This window comes from Gillisella vitis, from assembly GCF_021559775.1.
Taxonomy (GTDB): Bacteria; Pseudomonadota; Alphaproteobacteria; order Rhizobiales; family Rhizobiaceae; genus Allorhizobium; species Allorhizobium ampelinum.
The window spans coordinates 1,100,584-1,114,866 of the sequence record NZ_CP056048.1 but is presented as its reverse complement, the minus strand read 5'-3'; the positions used below and the strand labels follow the sequence as shown (position 1 = coordinate 1,114,866).

The following is a 14,283-nucleotide window of genomic DNA, read 5'->3' as shown; positions in this document are numbered from 1 at the left end:
ATGATCAGGGAAAAACGCAGCCGCGAATTCTATCTGCTCGCTATATTCTTTGCGCTCTTCGTGCTGTTTCTCTATGGGCCGCTCTCGGCGATCCTCATCCTGTCGTTCCAGGGAGAAAATGGTGGCCTGACCTTTCCGCTCAATGGTGTCTCGCTGCATTGGTTCGCCAATCTGTTCGAAACCCAGGCCGTCGGCGATTTTGGCGGCGCCATCAAACGCTCGATCACACTCGGGCTGATGGTGATGGTGGTCACCGTGCTGGTATCGCTGCTGGCAGGCCTGGCGTTTCGCCGCAAATTCCATGGCGCAACAGTGCTGTTCTATCTGGCCGTTGCCAGCCTGGTCGTGCCGTCGATCATCATTTCGCTCGGCATCGGAGTCGTCTTCCAGCAATTGGGCTTCCAACCCAATTGGTACAGTTCAGCTTTCGGCGCGCATTTGACCTGGACCCTGCCCTTTGGTGTGTTGATCATGTTCGCTGTCTTCAACCGCTTTTCACCCGCCTATGAAGAGGCGGCCCGCGACCTTGGCGCATCCTCATGGCAAACGTTTCGCTACGTTTTGCTACCGATGATCGCGCCCAGCCTGATCGGCATTGGCCTGTTTGGCTTCTCGCTCTCCTATGACGAATTCGCCCGAACGCTAATGACGTCAGGAAGCTTCAACACCCTGCCACTGGAAATCTACGGCATGACGACCAATGTCACCACACCGGTTCTCTATGCGCTGGGTACGGTGACGACAGTGTTTTCCTTCCTGGTCATTGCCCTGACGATTTTCCTCATTCGCCGGGTCAGCCGGCCTCGTGGCCATGCCTGAATGGCAACCCTCGATCGGATTTTCATGCGCATTCTGCTTATCAATCCCAATACAACCGCAAGCATGACAGCGACGGCTGCGGACGCGGCCCGCCGCGTTGCCCATGCAGGCACCGAAATCATGCCACGCACCTCGCAGATGGGTCCGGTTTCCATCGAGGGCTATTATGACGAGGCGCTGGCTGTTCCCGGCCTGCTGATGGAACTCGCCGACGGGGAAAAACAAGGCGCAGATGCCGCCATTATCGCCTGTTTCGATGATACTGGTCTTGATGCCGCGCGTGCATTAGCCAGTATTCCCGTCATCGGTATTTGCGAGGCAGCGATTGCCACGGTCAGCTTTATTGCCCAGAAGTTCAGCGTGGTAACGACCATGGAACGGTCTCGCTTGCCCATCGAACACCTCGTTCGCCGCTATGGCGCATCCGACCGCTGCAAGGTGCGCGCCGCCGATATTCCGGTTCTCTCGCTGGAAGATCCCTCCTCGAACGCACGGGACCGGCTGCGGGCGGAGATTGCCAAAGCGCTGGCGCAGGACGATGCGGAAGCCATCATTCTTGGATGTGCCGGTATGGCCGATCTGACGGAAGCCTTGAGCAAGGAATTCGGCGTCCCTGTCATCGATGGCGTCGCCTGTGCCGTCAAGCAGGCGGAGGCCCTGGTTTCCCTCGGACTGCGAACGGTTAAAAACAATGCCTATGCCACGCCCGTCAACAAGCCCTATCTCGGTTTGCTTAAAGCGTTCGAGCCGGCTGTTTTATCGGCAGACAAAGCTGCCGAGAATCAGCAGATAGGTCATTGAAAAAGCGTGCATTTAAAGAGTTCCGCAATACCGATGGAAGTTGGTCCAGAGACTTGCGGCGCAACATGGCTGCCGCCTCCTTGCGATCCACCGCCTTGGAGAAGAGATAGCCCTGCCCCTGCTCGCATCCCAGCCTCAAAAGCAAATCACGCTGTTCCTCTGTTTCGATACCCTCCGCGATGACACGGAAATTCAACCGGTCGGAAATTGACAATAGCCCGCCGACAATGACCGATGCTGGCTCTTCCTCCAGCAACCGGGCAATGAAAGAGCGATCGATTTTGATGATATCGAGCGGAACGGTCAGAAGATGCGTCAAGGACGCAAAACCGGTGCCGAAATCGTCGAGAGCCACAAGCATGCCCGCCTGACGCAATTGCTTGATCTGGTCCACCACATTGCGCTCGCGATTTCCCAGATAAATCGACTCCGTCAATTCAACGACAATGCGATCTACCCCAACACCAACCTTGTCCATTGCGCCGACTATCCGCTCGGTCAAGGAGCCGTCCAGAAAATCGCCCGCCGATACGTTCAAACCGATACGGCCGAATTCCAGTCCGCTGTCCAGCCAATCGCGAGCATCCCGCGCCACATTTTCCAACACGCAAGCCGTCAGCGCCCGGGCCAGATGAACATCGCTGGTCGCTTCATGAAAATGCGAGGCGGAGATGATATCGCCGTTACGGCTGGCAAGCCGACTAAGAGCCTCAAACCCGACCAGGGAGCCAGAGGCAAGATCAACCACCGGCTGATAATAGGTCTCGATCCGCTGTTCCCGCAATGCTTCGCTGACCTGCTGGAAAGAGCGGAACCGGCGGGCTATCGTCGAAACTGAACCAACCGAATATTCAACGAACTGACCGCGGCAGCGTTCCTTGGCTTCATAAAGCGCGAAATCGGCATTCTGGCGAACATCGTCAACGCTCTGCCCATTGCGCGCGACCGCACCGCCAATGGTTCCGGCTGGATAAACCGTCTGGCCCGCGCAAATGCAGGGCTCCTTCAGCACGGCCAGGACATGAGCCGCATGGTAGCCGAGATCCACACAATCGACGCCGCGGACGATTACAGCAAACTCGTCACCGCCGAGCCTGAAAGCGGTGTCGGAATCCGTCATCGCTTTCAGGCGCAAGCCAACGGTGCGGATCAGGTCATCGCCAGCCTGATGGCCGAATGTATCGTTGACCTGCTTGAGATTATCGAGATCCACCAGCAGCAATCCCCATGGATTGCGCTCCACATCTTCATTGATCACGGCTTCATTGAAGCCCGTGCGATTTGGCAATCCCGTCAGCACATCGGTATAGGCAAGCCGCCTGCGCTCCTTCATCCGCAACTCGCGCTCCAAGCCGATTGCGCAAAGATGCACACAGGCAGAAACAATGCTTTCTTCGATTTCGCTCGGACCGCGTTTTTGGCGGAAATAGAAGGCAAACGTACCCAATACCCGGCCATCGGAAATAATCGGCGTTGACCAGCACGCCAGAAAACCCAGTGGTAATGCAAGGCCCTTGAACGCAGCCCAGAACGGATCGTTCTCAATGTCGGTCACCAGGACCGGACGACCGCGAAACGCCGCCGTGCCGCAAGAACCGACACCTTCGCCGCAGACCAAGCCATTGATCGCCTGGGAATAATGCTCGGGAATGGAAGGACCGGCAAGATGCTGAAGGCGCCCCGTATCGTCCAATGTCAAAACGGAACAGACAATATCATTAATAAGCGCCTCAACAGACCAGCAGAGGAAATCAACGGTCTCTGCCAAGGGGTCGCCTCTGGCGATCTTTTCCAAGATCCTGTTTTGCAGCTTGATCAACATATATCCCCATTCCCTTTCACTGACCTAGCTTAACCAATAGGAATTAAGGGGCAGTTACAAATATTCGAACCTTCTTTAATACATGATGTAGCGCAAAAAAGACGGCTGGAAAGCGCGGCTCCCGGCTCTGTTCTAACGATGATTTACAAATTGAAAAAAATTCCGTTCCATTTTGCGGGCTGGAAGACGTGGCTTGCGCGCTCAATCGCGCCATGCCCTGACAGCAAATGCGCCCCCGCAAAGGGCCTTTTTGGGCAGGACCGATAAAGCCCGCCCAAAAAGGTCTTTAACCTTAAAGCGCGCCGATCACAGGGTTGACGAGCAGACCAACACCGGGAATATCCACTTCGAACACATCGCCCGCTTTCATAAACAAGGGCGGCTCGCGTCTCTCACCGACACCCCCGGGGGTACCGGTGACGATCACATCACCTGCCGACAGGGGTGTAAAGGCCGAAAGATAAGCAATCAGCGCGGGAATAGGGAAGATCAGGTCGGCCAACGTCGCCTGTTGAACGACCTGGCCGTTCAGGCGCCCCGTGATGGAAAGCTGCGTATAGTCTTCCACCTCATCCGTCGTCACCAGAGCCGGACCGAAAGCACCAGTCGCGGGAAAATTCTTGCCAGGCGCAAATTGTGAACTATGGCGCTGCCAGTCGCGCACCGAACCGTCATGATAGCAGGAATAACCGGCAATATGCTGCATGGCATCTTCCTCAGTGATATCCCGTCCACCGCGCCCGATCACCACAGCAAGCTCGGCTTCGAAATCGAGGCAATCCGACTGGCTTGGCTTGATCATCGGCTGGCCATGGCCAATCTGGCTATCGGCAAAGCGAATGAAGACGGTTGGATGGCCAACTTCGGGCCGCTTGGTTTCCTCCCGATGAGCGACATAATTGACGCCGATGCACAGGATCTTGCCTGGGTCAGGAATGACCGGAAGCAGGGTAACATCCGAAAATGCCAGTTCCGGTTTACGGTCGCCAGCATAGTCAGCGGCAATTTCCAGGAGATCGTCCAGGATCGCCTGTTTCAGGGTCAGGCAATCATAGCTAAGGCGACCGGTAAGATCGACGATGCCACCGCCGACCACCGCGCCGAATCCGGCCCGGCCAAGTCGGGTAAAACTGACGAATTTCATGAGGATGTCTCCGATCTGCATGCTGAAATGACGATGCGGCAGGCCATATCTGAACAAGCCACCACCACCGCATGTCTAGCAAGCCGGCAAACGCAAACCAAGCGGGTAAAATCACCCGCACTTCACGTTGGCGTGGAGGCTTCAGGAAAGTAGACGCCGCACCGATCCTGAAAATCCTGAAAATATCTTTTCAAATCAAGCTGATCTGGAGCAAACCGCATCTCACTCGGCATAGGCACCGTCATGCCTGTCAACAGCGCCGCGCCTTCCGCGGTCCCCGTCGGTGTTCCACCTTCAGCCACCACAACCTCACGCTCGGTACAAGCAGCGAGAGCGCGAAGGTAGAGACGGTTTTTGGCAAACGGCCCTTCGACGAGAACAGCGCCTATCGCGCCGATCAACGACAGCGACGACGCCGTCATCATCGCCGTATAAAGGCTCGCCGCCGCATAGAGCTGTGCCGCACCTTCCGGCACCAACGTCCATCCACCGTTTCGGGTCGGATAAGGACCGGAGCCCTCCACTACGCTTGGCAGGCGCATGACATCACCACTGATCACCTGTTCTGCCGCCCGCTCGATCTCAACCTCATCCGGGGCGTCCAATCCCTGGACGAGTATTTCGAATTCCCGTCCACCCATATAGCGGCACGAGGGTACGGCATGGCCATGCGCATCGACATTGGCCAAGGTATCGCGAACCGGATCGAGATGCGCGACCGTGCTGCCGACAGCAAATCCGATGATCCATGTGCCAGTGGAAACCACAGTGAAAGGTTTTTCACGTCGTAAGAGATGCGGCAGCAGCGACGCATTGCTATCGTGAATGCCGCAATAGACCGGAACAGGACGTGAGAGACCTATCTGTTCGGCCAGGGATTGCTTGACCTCTCCCAAAGCATCAAAAGCCGACCGCAAGGGGGCGAGATATGGACCAAGCTCCAACCGCTCGACCAGGTTTGAATAACAACCCTTTTGGGGCCTCCATAAATCCGTATGGCATCCCAGCGATGTCGCCTCATTCGCCGCCACGCCGGTCAGTCTGAAAGCCCAATACTGCGGATAGGTGACAATGGTCGCAACCCCGGTAAAAAACTCGGGAAAGGCCGTTTTCTGGTAATGCAACTGGGCGCCGAGGTTGAGACCGCCTGGCAGGCGCGGTGAAAATGTTTCATCAAAACTCGGTCGCAAGGCATCATAGGCAAGACTAATCGCTTCGGGATAGCGGTATTCGTAATCCAGCACCGGCATTGCCAGTTCACCGTCACCGTCAAGCAAGGCAGCACTTGCGCCATGGGTGGTGATGGAAATTGCATCGAAACCCGGTCCTGCGGCAAAGGCTTTCAAAGCATCCAGGATGAAGGACCACAGCTTGTCCGTATCGAAATGCGGATAAGGCCCCTCCCCGACAACTGTATTTGGCATACGCCGACAGCCAAGTTCCAAGCCCGTCGATGCCTGCAAGACGACGACTTTGGCGTTGGTCTTGCCAATATCGATGACGGCGACGGTTTCGGATATCGTGCTCATGGCATGTAAAACATCGGCACGAGATCGATAGCGACCGGCGCCCTATCCGGGTTGGTGGCCATGATATCACCCATATGCGCCCACCAGCGCTGCATGACCGGGTGCTCTGGCAGCGCGGCCATGCCGTGGCCTTTGGGCCGGGTTAGCAGGCCGAAGAGCGTGTTTGTTTCACGATCGAGATGGATGGAATAATCACTAACGCCAGCCTCATGCAGCAGAGCCACCAGTTCCGGCCAGATCGCATCATGCCTCTTTTTATATTCGGCCTCCATGCCTGGATGGAGCTGCATCTTGAAGGCATATTTTTCTGTCTCTGCCATGCTCATGTCCTCATATCCCGCATCCGCCTTGCTAGAATCGGCAGGGCGATGGTGATGATCAGCAACAGGCCGATGAAAATCGACATGACGATGCCCGGCACGTTCAACAGCCCCAGCCCAAAGGTCACTAGGCCCATGACGAAGGCGGCAATGACCACTCCGCCAATCGTGCCAGCCCCACCGACAATCGACACGCCGCCCAGAACCACCATGGTGACGGCTTCCAATTCCCAGCCCTGGGCAATCGATGGCCGTGTCGAGCCCAGCCGTGAGGTCAGGCAAACGGCGGCAATGCCGCTCATCAATCCGGTCAGCATAAACAGGATGAATTTGACCCGATCGACCGGAATGCCTGAAAATCTGGCCGCCAGCGGATTATTCCCGATCACATAGACCTGACGCCCAAAATTCGTGGCATGCAGCAGCACAGCAAACAGCGCTGCCAGTACAAGGAAGAGGACGAATTCGAAGGAAAACACCCAGGCCACATAGCCCTGGCCGAAATAGGCGAAGCTTTCAGGATATTTTCCATAGGCCTGATCCCCAAGCACGATATAGGAAATGCCGCGAAACAGGCTCATCGTGCCGATGGTGACGACGATGGAAGGCAGTTTCAGCCCGGCCACCAGCACGCCATTGAACACCCCGCATAAAAGCCCAGCGCCGATACCGATCATCACCAGGCCAGGCGTGCCGATACCCACTTGGGCTGCCGCGCCCATGGCTGTCGAGGCCAGAGCAATGATCGCAGCGACCGAGAGGTCGATCTCACCGGCAATCACCAGCAACGCCATGGCAAAGGCGATCATCGCTTTTTCAGTGAAATTGAAGGTGGCGTCCGACAGGTTCCAGGCGTCCAGAAAATAAGGGGAGGCCAGCGCATTGGCGATGAAAATCGCGACTGCAACACCCAATAACAGCACTTCCCAGCTGGCCAGCAGGCGGCGTATCGGCGTGCCGAGCTTGTCGGGAATACGGCGCTTGGCCGGGGTTTGTTCAACGGATACCACTGTCATGCCGTAATCTCCTGAATCGTGCTGCCCGCGGCCCGGTCACGCAGGATGATCCGGCCCTTTCTGCGTTCGGCCCGGGCGTTGAACACCACGGCCAAAACAATCACCACACCGGATATTGCCATCTGGGCGAAGGGCGAAATGCCGATGACAGGCAATGCATTCTTGATAACACCCAGGAATAAAGCCCCCAGCACGGTGCCAGCGACCGAGCCAATGCCACCGGCGATCGAAATGCCGCCGATAACACAAGCTGCCACGCTGTCCAATTCGAAACCGCTGGCAATATCCACATAAGCGACCGCGTAGCGCGACACCCAGAGATAACCGCAGAGACCTGCAAGCCCGCCAGAGAGCACAAAGGCCAGAAATCGCGTCCGACCGATATCGATGCCAGCATAAACCGCAGCTGTCGCATTCCCACCAGCGGCATAGGTGGCGCGGCCAAATGTGGTGCGCCCCAGTACAACAGCCATGGCAATGACCACGATAGCTGCTATCCATGCTAGAACCGGAAGCCCCATGAGGACAATGCGCGGCAGGTTGAGGAAATCCGGCGTCATCTGATGAGCGTTTACCCAGGCCCCGCCGGACAGCACGAATGCCATGCCGCGATAGATCGTCAGCGTACCGAGCGTCACGACAATGGGCGGGATCTGCAACAGCCAGACGAGATAGCCATTAATCGCGCCGAGAGCCGCCCCGATCAGCACGGCCATGCCAATCAGTAGCACCAGCGGCAGGCCCGGAAAATTCGAATCCATCATCGCCACCGCCATGCCGGAAAAGGCCAGATTGGCCGCAACCGACAGATCGATCGATTTAGTGAGGATCACAGTCATCTGCGCCAGCGCCAGAATGATCAGGATCGATGTATCGTTAAAGATCGTCGCCAGATTGCCTGGCGAGGCAAAACCGTCTGCCCGGGTGGCAAACGCGGCGATCAGCAACAGGATAATGACACCCAATGCGATCTCGCGGTGTTTAAGCAGGCTTTTCATTGTTAAACCTCACGAATTGCCGGTTGCGGCACGCACCAAAACTTCCGGTGACATCGCCTCCCGCTCAAAAATCCCAGCCTGCAATCCCTCCCGCATCACCATGACTCGGTCGGACATGCCAAGGATCTCCGGCAGTTCTGAGGAAATCATGATGATCGACAGGCCCTCTGCCGCGAGTTCGGAAATAAAACCATGCACGGCGGCCTTGGAGCCGATATCGATCCCCTTGGTCGGCTCATCGAGAATGATAACCTTCGGCTTGGTGGCCAGCCATTTGCCAATCACCACTTTCTGCTGATTGCCACCCGACAGCGTACCAACGGGCACGGACAGCGCCGCCGCCCGCAGGTCCAGTCGCTCGGCATAGTGGCGCGCCAGAGCCAACTCATTGACAACCTTCAGAAAGCCGCGGGCCGAAACACGCGCCAGCGATGGAAGCGACATATTCTGGTAAATCGGCATTTGCAGCGCCAACCCATGACGCCCGCGCTCTTCCGGCACATAGACGATGCCAGCGGCAATGGCGTCAGCGGGCGAGCGAATATCGAGCGCCCTGCCCTCCAGCGTCACCGTGCCTGAAGCCGGGTGAGTGATGCCAAACAGCGACTGGCATAACTCGGAACGCCCCGCCCCAATCAAGCCGTAAAAACCCAGGATTTCGCCCTTGCGCAAGTCGAAGGAAATGTCGCGAAACTCCGTATCATGACAATAGCGAGAAACCGAAAGCACCGCCGCGCCGATGGAAACGTCAATCTTTGGAAAAGCATCATGCACATCCCGGCCAACCATCAGCCGAACGATCTCGTCCTGTGGTGTTGATTGCAGTCGCCCCGCACCGACCATTTTCCCATCGCGGAATACCGCGTAATTCTCGGCGATTTCATAGACTTCATCGAATTTGTGACTGATGAACAGGATTGCCTTGCCATCCCGCTTCAGCCCTTCAACAATGCGAAACAGATCATCGATTTCCTTACGTGACAGGGCAGCCGTCGGCTCGTCCATGATAACGATCCGCGCTTCAACCGAAAGTGCGCGCGCAATCGCCACCAGATGCCGCTGGGCAATCGAGAGATCCTTCAATTTAATGGTTGGATCGATCCTGCTTTCCAGCCGATCCATCAGCGCCCTGGCTTTGGTGTTGATGCCGTTCCAGTCGATGAAACCGAAGCGGGTTTTCGGCGCATGTCCGAGGAAAATGTTTTCCGCAACGCTTAGCTCATCGAACAGCACGGTTTCCTGATGGATGGCCGTCACGCCCGCATCGATGGCAGCCTGGGCATTGGCGAAGGTTACCGACGAACCATCAATGACGATCTCCCCCTCATTGGGCCGGTAAATGCCCGTCAGGATTTTGACCAGCGTCGATTTACCGGCGCCATTTTCGCCGATCAATGCCGTCACCTCGCCGGGATAAAGGGCGATATTCACACCATCCAGCGCCTTCACACCCGGAAAGATCTGCGAAATGCCGCGCATCTCCAGTATCGGTGCGCGATCACCGAGCGGTATTGCATCAAGCTTTGTGGTTTGGACACTCATCATCGATTGCACCAGATCAGGCCAAAAAGACCAGGAACAGATAAGGGTTCCCGGCGACACCTGCCGCCGGGTTCGATTGCCTCAGACCTAACTGTATAAAGTGGCTGGATCAGAAGATTTTTGAGAACTGATCGATATTCTTGGCATCATAGACAAAGGGATCGGCCATCGCCGCTTCGCCATTGTCGCCGATTTTGATCTTGCCCATTCGTCCAGCCGGAACCTCGCTGCCGGGCTTGCCGGTCGCGTCACCTTTCACCAGATGATATGCGATCTGGGTGGCCGAATAGCCGAGATCGATGGGGTTCCAGATCGCAAATTCCTTGGTGGCACCAGACTTGATTGCACCAGCCATTTCCGATGGCAGGCCAAGACCGGTCACATAGACCTGACCGATCTTGCCTGCGTCCTTGACCGCCTGCGAGGCAGCCAAGACGCCAACCGTGGTCGGAGCAACGATAACCTTCACATTCGGATGGGAGGTCAGGATACCATTGGCTTCACGGTAGCTCTTGTCGGCAAGGTCATCACCATAGACCGTGGTGGTGAGGTTGAGGCCGGGGAAATCCTTCAACTGCTTTTTCATCTCGGCAATCCAGATATTCTGGTTGGTCGAGGTGGTGGTGGCCGAGAGAATGGCGAAATCGCCCTTGCCATCAGCCAGATGGTCGGCGGCCAGTTTCAGGCACATCTTGCCGATCAACTCGTTCGAAGACGGATTGAGATGCATGATGCGGCCAGCAGGTGCTACGCCGGAATCCCAGGAAATCACCTTGATGCCGCGTTGGGCAGCTTTCTTCAGCGCGGGAACCACGGCATCCGGGTCATTGGCGGAAATAGCGATGGCATCAACGCCTTGGGCGATCAGGGAATTGATCACCTCGATCTGGCCTTCAGCAGTCGTTGTGGTCGGACCGGTATAGATGATCTTGACGCCACCCAGTTCCTTGGCCGCCTCTTCCGCGCCTTTGTTGGCCGCCTCGAAGAAACCATTGCCGAGCGATTTGACCACGATGGCGATTTTCATGTCGGCGGCATGCGCCATGCCTGCCGTCGTGACGAAGGCAATCGCCGCCGCACCGAACAATCGTCTTGAAATTTTCATGTTGTTATCCTCCCAGATGTTGAACCCGTTAGCCCCAACCGGCGTATCGCTTCCTCAAGCGACCGAAGGGGCGTCCTCCCTGTCGGCCGAGGTCGAAGCCCGGACCGTCAAAAGCTTTATTCCAGCCGCCTCCACCATATGAGCTGCCTCTTCAGGCACGCCGTCATCGGTGATGATGGTTGAGACGGCATCCAGCCCGCATAAAATCATGCTGGACCGCCGCGTGAATTTCGTCGAATCGACCATGACGATCAGCTCGTCGGCCTGGCGCATCAACCGTTGCTCGCTCTGGATCACCAGCGCATCCGGCTCCATCACGCCTAGCGCCGAAATGCCCTGGGCACCAATGAACATCCGGCGGGCATAGAAATTGCGGATCGCATCATTCTCGAAAGGCGAAAGGATCAGGCTTTGATCCCGGTAGATCGCTCCACCCGGCACATTAATCGTGCATTTCGAATGTTTGACCAGATGCTCGGCGATGGCAAAGGAATTGGTCATCACCTGCAAGCGACGCGCTGACATGAAATGCACCATCTGAAAGGTCGTCGTTCCACCATTGATGATGATCGAATCGCCTTCCTCGCAGAGTTCAACAGCGGCGCGCGCAATTGCGCGTTTCTTATCGATATTGACCGATTCCGACACCCTGAACGGTCGGGCCGCCAGATTGCCCTGCTGCGGAGGATGTACTGCTTCCGCCCCACCCCGCACCCGGCGTAATTTCCCCTGGACATGCAGGGATGCAATGTCGCGCCGGATGGTTGCTTCGGACGCATCCGTCAATTCGGCAATATCCTGCACCGTCACCACAGGCTTTTCCTGTATGGCGCTGAGTATAATGCGATGGCGTTCGCGTTCGTGCATGGGGTCCTCCTGAGCGAGTTTTAGGCTTAACAGATTGAAGATGTCAATCATAAACGATCAAAATAGATTATATTGCAACGCACAATGAACATTTATGATCGTTTCTGATTGACACACGCGATAAATTTGCGCGATACCCATAACAGGATGGAGCGTTCGCCGATATGGCGGGCCTTAAAATCACATTTGGGAGGACTTCCATGACGGGCCAAACCGCAGCGGGCCAACCCCGCCTTCTCGACAATCGCTGGGATGATGTCTACGCCGAAACGCTGGATGAGGCAGGCAAGCTGCTCTACCGGTCCAACCTGCTTGGTGCTGACAAACGCATTACCAATTATGGCGGTGGCAACACCTCGGCCAAGGTCATGGAAACCGATCCGCTCACCGGCCAGACGGTCAAGGTTTTGTGGGTCAAAGGGTCCGGCGGCGATGTCGGCACCATTAAACTCGACGGATTCGCCACGCTTTACCAAGACAAGCTTGAGGCGCTGAAAGGTATTTACCAGGGTGTTGACGATGAAGACCGCATGGTCGGTTTCCTTCCTCATTGCACATTCAACCTCAATCCGCGTGCAGCGTCCATCGATACGCCGCTGCATGGTTTCGTGCCGTTCACCCATGTCGATCACATGCATCCGGATGCGATCATCGCCATTGCCGCGTCGAAAAACTCGAAAGAGCTGACAAAAGTGATCTTTGGCGATGAGATCGGCTGGCTGCCCTGGCGCCGCCCCGGATTTCAACTTGGGCTTGATCTGGAAGCCTTCGTCAAGGCCAATCCCCAAGCTAAGGGCGTCGTGCTGGAAAGCCATGGCCTGTTCACCTGGGATAATGACGCCAAGGCCTGCTACGAGCTTACGCTTGATATCATCAACAAAGCCATCCAGTGGTTTGCACGCGAAACAGAAGGCAAGGTTATTTTCGGCGGCGCGGCCACGCAAAGCCTGCCGTCCGCCGACCGACGCGCCATCGCTGCAAGGCTGATGCCGGAAATTCGCGGACGGATCGGCCAGGCGGAGCGCAAGCTTGGCCATTTCGACGATCAGGATGCCGTGCTGGAATTCGTCAATTCCAATCATCTCCAGCCGCTCGGCGCGCTGGGCACCTCCTGCCCCGACCATTTTCTTCGCACCAAGATCCGGCCACTGATTGTTGACTTCGATCCGAGCCAGCCGGATGTGGATGCAGTGTTTGCTGGTCTCGATGCAGCACTCGAGGCCTACCGCGCCGATTACAACAGGTATTACGACAGCTGCAAACACGATAATTCTCCCAAAATCCGTGATCCCAATCCGGTGATCTTCCTCATTCCGGGCGTCGGCATGCTGTCTTTCGCCAAGGACAAAGCGACGGCCCGGATCGCTGGCGAATTCTACGTCAATGCCATCAATGTCATGCGTGGCGCATCGACCGTTTCGCAGTATCAGGGCCTGCCGGAGCAGGAAGCCTTCGATATCGAATATTGGCTGCTGGAAGAAGCAAAGCTGCAACGCATGCCCAAGCCGAAAAGCCTGGCCGGAAAGGTCGCTTTCGTCACCGGCGGCGCGGGCGGCATTGGCAGGGCTACGGCGGAGCGGCTAGTGGCTGAAGGAGCTTGCGTTGTGCTGGCCGACATTGACGCTGCCGCACTTTCTGAGACGACCGCCGATTTCACCAAACGCCATGGCGGTGATGCCATACGCTCGGTTCAACTGGACGTCACCCGCGAAGATGCCGTGATCAGCGCCTTTGCCGAGGCCAGTGTCGAATTCGGTGGGGTGGATATTCTGGTGTCGAATGCGGGCATTGCCTCGTCCGCCCCCGTCGAAGACACCACGCTTGCCATGTGGAACAAGAATATAGACATTCTCGCGACCGGCTACTTCCTGGTGTCACGGGAAGCCTTCCGGCTATTCCGCCGGCAGGCATTGGGTGGCAACGTGGTGTTTGTCGCCTCGAAAAATGGTCTTGCCTCTTCCCCCAATGCCTCGGCCTATTGCACGGCCAAGGCAGCGGAAATTCATCTAGCGCGTTGCCTGGCGCTGGAAGGCGCCGATGCGGGAATCCGCGTCAACACCGTCAATCCGGATGCCGTGCTTCGAGGTTCAAAAATCTGGAATGGCGAATGGCGCGAGCAGCGCGCGGCATCCTCCAAGATCGAGGTGGACGATCTTGAGGAACATTATCGCAAGCGCTCGATGCTGAAGCTGAACGTATTTCCTGAAGATATTGCCGAAGCCATCTACTTTCTGGCTTCGGATGCGTCGGCAAAATCGACCGGCAATATCATCAATGTCGATGCGGGCAACGCCCAGAGTTTTACGCGCTAAACCTCTGG

The 14,283-nt window shown here is 56.7% G+C and carries 12 protein-coding genes; 3 read left to right on the top strand and 9 right to left on the bottom strand.

The window, feature by feature from the left end; translation table 11 throughout:
• Both AVCG78_RS21950 and AVCG78_RS21945 read left to right on the top strand, forming a co-directional pair.
• Positions 1 to 819, top strand: a complete 819-nt coding sequence (locus AVCG78_RS21950) for an ABC transporter permease (protein WP_156601499.1) — start codon at positions 1 to 3, stop codon at positions 817 to 819.
• Positions 820 to 843: 24 nt separating this feature from the next.
• Positions 844 to 1,620, top strand: coding sequence for an aspartate/glutamate racemase family protein (locus AVCG78_RS21945; RefSeq protein WP_012654486.1), 777 nt, complete (start codon positions 844 to 846; stop codon positions 1,618 to 1,620).
• Here AVCG78_RS21945 and AVCG78_RS21940 read toward each other — a convergent pair.
• The 9 genes from AVCG78_RS21940 to AVCG78_RS21900 all read right to left on the bottom strand — a co-directional run bounded on the left by AVCG78_RS21940 (position 1,553) and on the right by AVCG78_RS21900 (position 11,963).
• Complete coding sequence (locus AVCG78_RS21940) at positions 1,553 to 3,442, bottom strand: putative bifunctional diguanylate cyclase/phosphodiesterase (protein ID WP_071207059.1); 1,890 nt, start codon at positions 3,440 to 3,442, stop codon at positions 1,553 to 1,555. The two genes, AVCG78_RS21945 and AVCG78_RS21940, sit on opposite strands and share 68 nt — an antisense overlap.
• Positions 3,443 to 3,734: 292 nt before the next feature.
• Positions 3,735 to 4,586: a fumarylacetoacetate hydrolase family protein gene (locus AVCG78_RS21935; RefSeq protein WP_071207060.1), complete on the bottom strand. Its 852-nt coding sequence runs from the start codon at positions 4,584 to 4,586 to the stop codon at positions 3,735 to 3,737.
• A 122-nt stretch (positions 4,587 to 4,708) separates the two neighbouring features.
• Positions 4,709 to 6,115, bottom strand: coding sequence for an FGGY-family carbohydrate kinase (locus AVCG78_RS21930; protein ID WP_071207061.1), 1,407 nt, complete (start codon positions 6,113 to 6,115; stop codon positions 4,709 to 4,711).
• Positions 6,112 to 6,435 carry an L-rhamnose mutarotase gene (gene rhaM / locus AVCG78_RS21925; RefSeq protein ID WP_071207062.1) on the bottom strand — a complete coding sequence of 108 codons (324 nt, stop codon included), beginning with the start codon at positions 6,433 to 6,435 and terminating at the stop codon, positions 6,112 to 6,114. Before rhaM ends, AVCG78_RS21930 begins: the two co-directional genes overlap by 4 nt.
• A gap of 2 nt (positions 6,436 to 6,437) precedes the next feature.
• The gene (locus AVCG78_RS21920; protein ID WP_071584522.1) at positions 6,438 to 7,451 is read right to left on the bottom strand and encodes an ABC transporter permease; all 1,014 of its coding nucleotides are present in this window, start codon (positions 7,449 to 7,451) and stop codon (positions 6,438 to 6,440) included.
• Entirely contained in the window at positions 7,448 to 8,449 is a 1,002-nt protein-coding gene (locus AVCG78_RS21915; RefSeq protein WP_071207064.1) for an ABC transporter permease, read from the bottom strand. Before AVCG78_RS21915 ends, AVCG78_RS21920 begins: the two co-directional genes overlap by 4 nt.
• Before the next feature lie 9 nt (positions 8,450 to 8,458).
• Positions 8,459 to 9,994 (bottom strand): sugar ABC transporter ATP-binding protein, encoded by a 1,536-nt coding sequence (locus tag AVCG78_RS21910; protein ID WP_071207310.1) that lies wholly within the window; start codon positions 9,992 to 9,994, stop codon positions 8,459 to 8,461.
• A gap of 106 nt (positions 9,995 to 10,100) precedes the next feature.
• Entirely contained in the window at positions 10,101 to 11,096 is a 996-nt protein-coding gene (gene rhaS / locus AVCG78_RS21905) for a rhamnose ABC transporter substrate-binding protein (protein WP_070149263.1), read from the bottom strand.
• A 54-nt stretch (positions 11,097 to 11,150) separates the two neighbouring features.
• Positions 11,151 to 11,963 carry a DeoR/GlpR family DNA-binding transcription regulator gene (locus tag AVCG78_RS21900; protein ID WP_012654477.1) on the bottom strand — a complete coding sequence of 271 codons (813 nt, stop codon included), beginning with the start codon at positions 11,961 to 11,963 and terminating at the stop codon, positions 11,151 to 11,153.
• Positions 11,964 to 12,163: 200 nt separating this feature from the next.
• On the opposite strand from AVCG78_RS21900, the gene AVCG78_RS21895 reads away from it, so the two are divergent.
• Complete coding sequence (locus AVCG78_RS21895) at positions 12,164 to 14,275, top strand: bifunctional rhamnulose-1-phosphate aldolase/short-chain dehydrogenase (protein WP_071207065.1); 2,112 nt, start codon at positions 12,164 to 12,166, stop codon at positions 14,273 to 14,275.
• The last annotated feature ends 8 nt before the right edge of the window (positions 14,276 to 14,283 follow it).

Excerpts from the sequence above, each read along its gene's own strand:
- rhaS (WP_070149263.1), bottom strand. The coding sequence starts at position 11,096 with ATGAAAATTTCAAGACGATTGTTCGGTGCGGCGGCGATTGCCTTCGTC.
- AVCG78_RS21940 (WP_071207059.1), bottom strand. The coding sequence starts at position 3,442 with ATGTTGATCAAGCTGCAAAACAGGATCTTGGAAAAGATCGCCAGAGGC.
- AVCG78_RS21910 (WP_071207310.1), bottom strand. The coding sequence starts at position 9,994 with ATGATGAGTGTCCAAACCACAAAGCTTGATGCAATACCGCTCGGTGAT.
- rhaM (WP_071207062.1), bottom strand. The coding sequence starts at position 6,435 with ATGGCAGAGACAGAAAAATATGCCTTCAAGATGCAGCTCCATCCAGGC.
- AVCG78_RS21920 (WP_071584522.1), bottom strand. The coding sequence starts at position 7,451 with ATGACAGTGGTATCCGTTGAACAAACCCCGGCCAAGCGCCGTATTCCC.
- AVCG78_RS21950 (WP_156601499.1), top strand. The coding sequence starts at position 1 with ATGATCAGGGAAAAACGCAGCCGCGAATTCTATCTGCTCGCTATATTC.
- AVCG78_RS21900 (WP_012654477.1), bottom strand. The coding sequence starts at position 11,963 with ATGCACGAACGCGAACGCCATCGCATTATACTCAGCGCCATACAGGAA.
- AVCG78_RS21935 (WP_071207060.1), bottom strand. The coding sequence starts at position 4,586 with ATGAAATTCGTCAGTTTTACCCGACTTGGCCGGGCCGGATTCGGCGCG.
- AVCG78_RS21895 (WP_071207065.1), top strand. The coding sequence starts at position 12,164 with ATGACGGGCCAAACCGCAGCGGGCCAACCCCGCCTTCTCGACAATCGC.
- AVCG78_RS21930 (WP_071207061.1), bottom strand. The coding sequence starts at position 6,115 with ATGAGCACGATATCCGAAACCGTCGCCGTCATCGATATTGGCAAGACC.
- AVCG78_RS21945 (WP_012654486.1), top strand. The coding sequence starts at position 844 with ATGCGCATTCTGCTTATCAATCCCAATACAACCGCAAGCATGACAGCG.
- AVCG78_RS21915 (WP_071207064.1), bottom strand. The coding sequence starts at position 8,449 with ATGAAAAGCCTGCTTAAACACCGCGAGATCGCATTGGGTGTCATTATC.